Source organism: Thalassiella azotivora (assembly GCF_054781695.1).
The window spans coordinates 1-5331 of sequence record NZ_BAAGTX010000043.1 but is presented as its reverse complement, the minus strand read 5'-3'; the positions used below and the strand labels follow the sequence as shown (position 1 = coordinate 5331).

At 76.6% G+C, this 5331-nt stretch carries 3 protein-coding genes and 4 pseudogenes; 4 read left to right on the top strand and 3 right to left on the bottom strand.

Annotation, left to right across the window (positions count from 1 at the left end):
- From ACYVQV_RS18825 to ACYVQV_RS18810, 4 genes and pseudogenes are all read left to right on the top strand, one after another.
- Positions 1-855, top strand: a pseudogene (locus ACYVQV_RS18825) (hypothetical protein); the annotation flags it as partial.
- A 52-nt stretch (positions 856-907) separates the two neighbouring features.
- Positions 908-1393 (top strand): hypothetical protein, encoded by a 486-nt coding sequence (locus ACYVQV_RS18820; protein WP_461024852.1) that lies wholly within the window; start codon positions 908-910, stop codon positions 1391-1393.
- Between the two features lie 68 nt (positions 1394-1461).
- Positions 1462-2190 (top strand): copper resistance CopC family protein, encoded by a 729-nt coding sequence (locus ACYVQV_RS18815; protein ID WP_461024851.1) that lies wholly within the window; start codon positions 1462-1464, stop codon positions 2188-2190.
- Between the two features lie 112 nt (positions 2191-2302).
- Positions 2303-3181 carry a DsbA family protein gene (locus tag ACYVQV_RS18810; RefSeq protein WP_461024850.1) on the top strand — a complete coding sequence of 293 codons (879 nt, stop codon included), beginning with the start codon at positions 2303-2305 and terminating at the stop codon, positions 3179-3181.
- Positions 3182-3288: 107 nt separating this feature from the next.
- On the opposite strand, the pseudogene ACYVQV_RS18805 reads toward ACYVQV_RS18810, so the two are convergent.
- The 3 pseudogenes from ACYVQV_RS18805 to ACYVQV_RS18795 all read right to left on the bottom strand — a co-directional run.
- A pseudogene (locus ACYVQV_RS18805) lies at positions 3289-4520 on the bottom strand (CaiB/BaiF CoA transferase family protein).
- 8 nt (positions 4521-4528) lie between these two features.
- Positions 4529-4899, bottom strand: a pseudogene (locus tag ACYVQV_RS18800) (amidohydrolase family protein); the annotation flags it as partial.
- A gap of 275 nt (positions 4900-5174) precedes the next feature.
- Positions 5175-5331 (bottom strand): annotated as a pseudogene (locus tag ACYVQV_RS18795) (aromatic ring-opening dioxygenase LigA); the annotation flags it as partial.

Below are 5331 nucleotides of genomic sequence, written 5' to 3'. Positions count from 1 at the left end.
CCCGCCGTCGCACCCGCGACCGCCCCGACGGGCCCGCGCACCCCGACCGGGACGGCGGCGCCGCCGCGTCAGTGGCCACCACCGGCGCCCGGCGCCGCTCCCCACGCGCCGGCCGACGGCCGGGTGCAGGGCCAGCTCCAGGGCCAGCTCCAGGGCCAGGTGAACGGGCAGGGGTACCCACCCGCCCTGCCCGCCGGGGGGCCGCCACCGGGGGCCGTCACGACCCGTCCGCCCGGCGAGCGGCCCGACCACGCCGGCCAGGCGAACGCCCCGTGGCCCTCGACCACGCCGGTGCTGCTCGCCGGGACCGCCGCCCTGGCCTCCGCGGCGGCCGTCGCCCCGGTCTGGACGGCCGTCATCGGCGCCCTGCTGACCGTGACCGCCCGCACGGTCGACCGGGCCCACGGGCAGGTGCTGCGACGCCGGTGGGCCCGCGGTCCGCGCCGCTCCGACGTCCCGGTCGCCGTCATCACCACGCCCTGGCACCTCGTCGGCGCGGTCCTCGCGACGGTCTTCGCCCTCGTCCTGCCGGTCCTGGTCGGGGCCAGCGCGATGTTCCTGGTCGGCCTCGTGGCCGGGCAGGCGTCCCCCGCGCCGTTCGAGCCCGCGCCACTGGCCGCGGGGGCGCTCGCGGCTGTCGCCACGGCGTGGTGGGGCCCGGGTGGCGGGTCGGTCCGCCGGGGCGCGCGGATGCTGGCCCGGGGGCCCTCACGCGGTGCCGTGGTCCGCGGTGTGACCGTCGCGGTGCTGCTGCTCGTCGTCGTGGCGGCCGTGGTGGTGCTGGCCCGGGACGGGGCCCAGGGGGTCGGCGTGCCCGACTGGTCGCCGCTGCCCGGGCCGCCCCTGACGTGGTGAGCGGCCCCACCGGGCCGGCGGGGCCCGGACCGCTCCCGCGTACCCTGCTGGGGTGACGACGACGCCGGCCGCCCGAGCGCGTAGCGCCCTGGTGCTGCTCGCGGCGGTCCACGTCGTCTGGCAGGCGGTCACCGCCGTCCTCCCCGGTGGCGGGTTCAGCGCCTGCCTGCCCGCGGTCGCCCGCCTCGCCGCGGCCGGTGCGCACTGGCTGTGGGCGGCGCTGCCGAGCAGCTGCTCGCAGGCCGTCGCCGCCGACGCCCGCCAGGTGGCGCTCGCCGCGGTGCTGACGGTGGTCCCGCTGCTCGCGACGCACGTGGCGGTCCTGTCCGCCGGAGCCGCCTCGTGGTCCCTGCTGCGCCGGTCCGTGCGCGGGGCGCTGGCGGCCGCCGCCAGCGTCGTGGTGCGTCCGGCCGGGGTCCCGGCTGCGGCCGTCCCGCAGCGGCCGGTGCTCGTGCCGGCCGTCGTGGCGGACCTGCGGGGAGCCGTCGTCCGCAGGGTGCGGCCGCGCCGCGGACCTCCGGTGCTCGCCGCCGCCTGACACCCGAGGGGTGGACGGCGGACCGGTCCCGATCCCGCCGCAACGTCGGTCCCGACGAGAGGTCACCCGTGCGTCCCACCCGAGCACCCGTCCACCTGCCGCGCCCCTCCCACCTGCCGCACGCCGTCCGCCGACCGGCCCCCGGGCCCCGGGCCACCCGCTTCGCGGTGGCGTGGCTGACCGTCGCCGTCCTGGCCGTGGTGTCGGGCGCCCTGGCCCCCGCGGCGGCGGCGCACAACGTGCTGCGGTCGTCCGACCCTGCGGACGGCGCGACCGTCCCGTACGCCCCCGAGGAGCTGACCCTCGTCTTCGACCAGGACGTCCTGACCGTCGGCGCCGCGGTCGAGGTCGTCGGCCCCCAGGGCCCGGTGACGCTCGCCGACCCCGTCGTCGACGGCCAGCGGGTCGTGCAACCGCTGCCGGAGGGCCTCGGCGCGGGGGACTACGGCATCCGCTGGCGCGTCACCTCCGCCGACGGGCACCCCGTCGACGGCGAGCTGGGCTTCCGGGCCGCCGACGACGCGCCCGGCGCGGGCCCAGCCGCCACCGCACCCGGCGCGACGACCGAGCCGGGCGCCGAGCCGCCGGTGGCGGCGGACCCGCAGGCCGACGCCACCGAGGACACGACCGAGGGCACCGCCGAGGACCCCGCCCAGGGCGACGCCGAGGACGCGGCCGAGCAGACCGGCGCGGCGGCCGGCGCCCTCCCGTGGCTGGCTGCGCTGCTCGTGGTCGCCGTCGGCGCCGGCGCGGCGGCCTGGGTGCTGGCCCGCCGCCGTCGCGCCGACACCACGTGACCGCCGCCGGGGTCCGGACCGCCGGCCCCTCGGCCCCGGACCGACCCGCGCAGGAACCGCACCCCGCAGCGGACCGTTCGACGTCCCGACCCCACCCCTGGAGGAAGCCCGCATGAGCCCGAAGAGCTCGAGGCCGAGCAGCAAGCACACCGCGAAGGTCGAGGCGCGGGAGAAGGCGCGGCTCCTGCGCGAGGAGGAGGAGCGTCGTCGCCGCCGCTCCCGCGCGCTGCTCGTCACGGGCCTGGTCGTGGCCGTGCTGGCCGTCGCCCTGGTCGTCGGCCTGGTCATCCGGGACGCCGTGCGCGACGGCGGCGAGATCACCGCCGAGCGGCCCCCGGGCGTCACCGAGGACGCCGCCGTCGTCGTCGGTGACGACGACGCGCCGGTGACCGTGGACGTCTACCTGGACTACCAGTGCCCGGCCTGCAAGTCGTTCGAGGAGGCCAACGCCACCCAGCTCGCGTCGCTCGCCGAGGAGGGGGCCGCGAAGATCGTCTACCACCCCGTCGCGATCCTCGACAACCGCTCCGGCGGGTACTCGAGCCGCGCGGCCGGGGCGGCCTTCTGCGTGGCGGGACAGGCCCCGGAGGCGTTCGAGGAGTTCAACCGCACCATGTTCACCAACCAGCCCGACGAGGGCGGGGAGGGTCTGAGCACCGCCGAGCTGACGACGATCGCCACGATGGTCGGCGCCCCGCAGTCCGTCGGCGAGTGCATCGAGGAGGAGCGGTACGTCGGTCTCGCCCGCCAGGCGACCCGGCTGGCCAACGAGAACGGGATGCCCGGCACCCCGTGGGTGCGGGTGGACGGCGAGACGGTGCGGGACTGGTCGCCCGAGAACCTGGCGTCGCTCGTCACCCAAGCGCTGCGCGACGCGGGTGGCCTGGACGGCGAGGACGCCGGCGCCCCGACCGACGGGTCGACGCCGACCGACGGGTCGACGACGTCCGGCAGCCCCTCGAGCGAGCCCACCACCCCCGCGACCTCCTGATCCCCGCGGGGTACTGATCGTCAGACCGTCCTGGGGGTGATCACCCCCAGGACGGTCTGACGATCAGCTGGGCAGGCAGCTGGGCAGGCGTCGGGTCAGCCGTCGGGTCAGGCGATGACCCCCCGGTCGCGCAGGGCCGCCACCTCGCCGGGTGACAGTCCCGCCTCGGTGAGGACGGCGTCCGTGTCCTGGCCGAGGGGACGGCCGGTCGAGCGGATGCTCCCGGGCGTCGCGCCCATCCGCCACATGACGTTCTGCATGCGGACCGGGCCGGTCGTGTCGTCCTGCACCTGCGTCACCAGGTCGAGCGCCTGCACCTGGGGGTCGTCGAGCAGCTTGCTCGGCTTGTACACCGGGGCGACGGCCGCGCTGGCCTCGGCGAAGGCGCGGGACACCTCCTCGCGGCTGCGCGCGCCGATCCACTCGCCGACGTATGCGTCGAGCGGGTCGGCGTGCTCGGCGCGCTGGCGGCCGGTCGCGAACCACGGCTCGTCGACGACCTCGGGGTGGCCGACGAGACGCATCACCCGCTCGGCGATGCTGTTGGCGCTCGTCGAGATCGCCGCCCAGTGGCCGTCCGCCGTGAGGTAGGTGTTGCGCGGGGCGTTGTTCAGCGACCGGTTCCCGGTGCGGTCCTGGTCGACGCCGAGCTGGTCGGCGTAGATGACACCAGGGCCCACGGCCGTCATCAGCGGGGTGAGCAGGTCCAGGTCGATGACCTGCCCCTTCCCGTCGCGGGTGGCCCGGTGGTCGAGCGCCATCGACACCGCGGCGGCGCCGGCGACCCCGGCGATCGAGTCCGCCAGGCCGAACGCCGGCAGCGTCGGCGGACCGTCCGGCGACCCGGTGAGGTGCGCGAAGCCGCTCATCGCCTCGACCAGCGTCCCGAACGCCGGGCGGCTCGCGTAGGGGCCGGACTGCCCGAAGCCGGTGACCCGCGGCAGGATCAGGCCGGGGTTGTCGCGCGAGAGGACGTCGTACCCGAGCCCCCACCGCTCCAGGGTCCCGGGGCGGAAGTTCTCGACCACGACGTCCGCGGTGGCCGCGAGCCGGCGGAAGACCTCGGCGCCCTCGGGGTCGCCGAGGTACAGGCCGAGGGTCGCTTGTTGCGGCTGATCATCTTCCACCACAGCGGCTCGCCGTCCTTGTCGAGCCCGTGACCGCGCATGCCGTCGCCCCGGGTGGGGTGCTCGACCTTGATGACGTCGGCGCCGTAGTCGCCGAGGATCTGCGCGGCCAGCGGGCCGGCCAGGTTCGTCGAGGCGTCGAGGACCTTGAGCCCGGCCAGCGGCCCGCCGGTGGCGCCGCCACCCTCGCCGGTGTCCTGACCGTCGCGCACCGGCACGCTCACTTCCCGGTCGGACGGCGCAGGAACCGGCCGCGCGGCTGGCCCACGACGTTGCCCGCCTGCAGCACGCGCTGGCCGCGCACCCAGGTGTCGGTGACGCGCGCGCCGAGCTCGAAGCCCTCGAACGGGATGTACTCCTGGGTGGAGAGAGCGAGTCCTCGGCGTGCACGGTCCACGTGCCCGAGGTGTCGACGAGGGAGAAGTCCGCGTCGTACCCGACACCGATGCTGCCCTTGCTCGGCAGGCCGTAGCGGCGGGCCGGGGCCAGGGACGTCAGCTCGGCGATCCGGCGGTAGAACAGGCCGCGCTTGCGGCCCTCGCTGACCAGGCCGGGCAGCAGGTACTCGGCGCCGCCGAACCCGGCGCCAGCAGCCGCGTGGTGCCCGCCTACCAGCCCTGACGCCACCCAGGGCTGACTGATCGTCAGACCCTCGTGGGGGTGATCACCCCCAGGACGGTCTGACGATCAGTACCCCCCGAGCGCGCAAGATCGTCAGACCGACGTGGTCGTGATCACGACCGGGAGCGTCTGACGATCTTGCGGGCCGGGGGCCGGGGGACGCCCGAGGGGCCCGGTGCGCGTGCACCGGGCCCCTCGTCCTTCCGCCGCGCCCCATGCGACGGGGCCTTGGGAGCGGGAGACCGTCAGGCGGTCTCGACCTTCATCGGGGCGACCTTCAGCAGGGCCACGCCGGTGACGGTGAACAGGACACCGAGGCCCATCGCCATCGCGGCGACGCCGAAGGAGACGACCGAGGTGAACAGCGAGGCCCGCAGGAACGAGCCGTTCATGACCATCGCG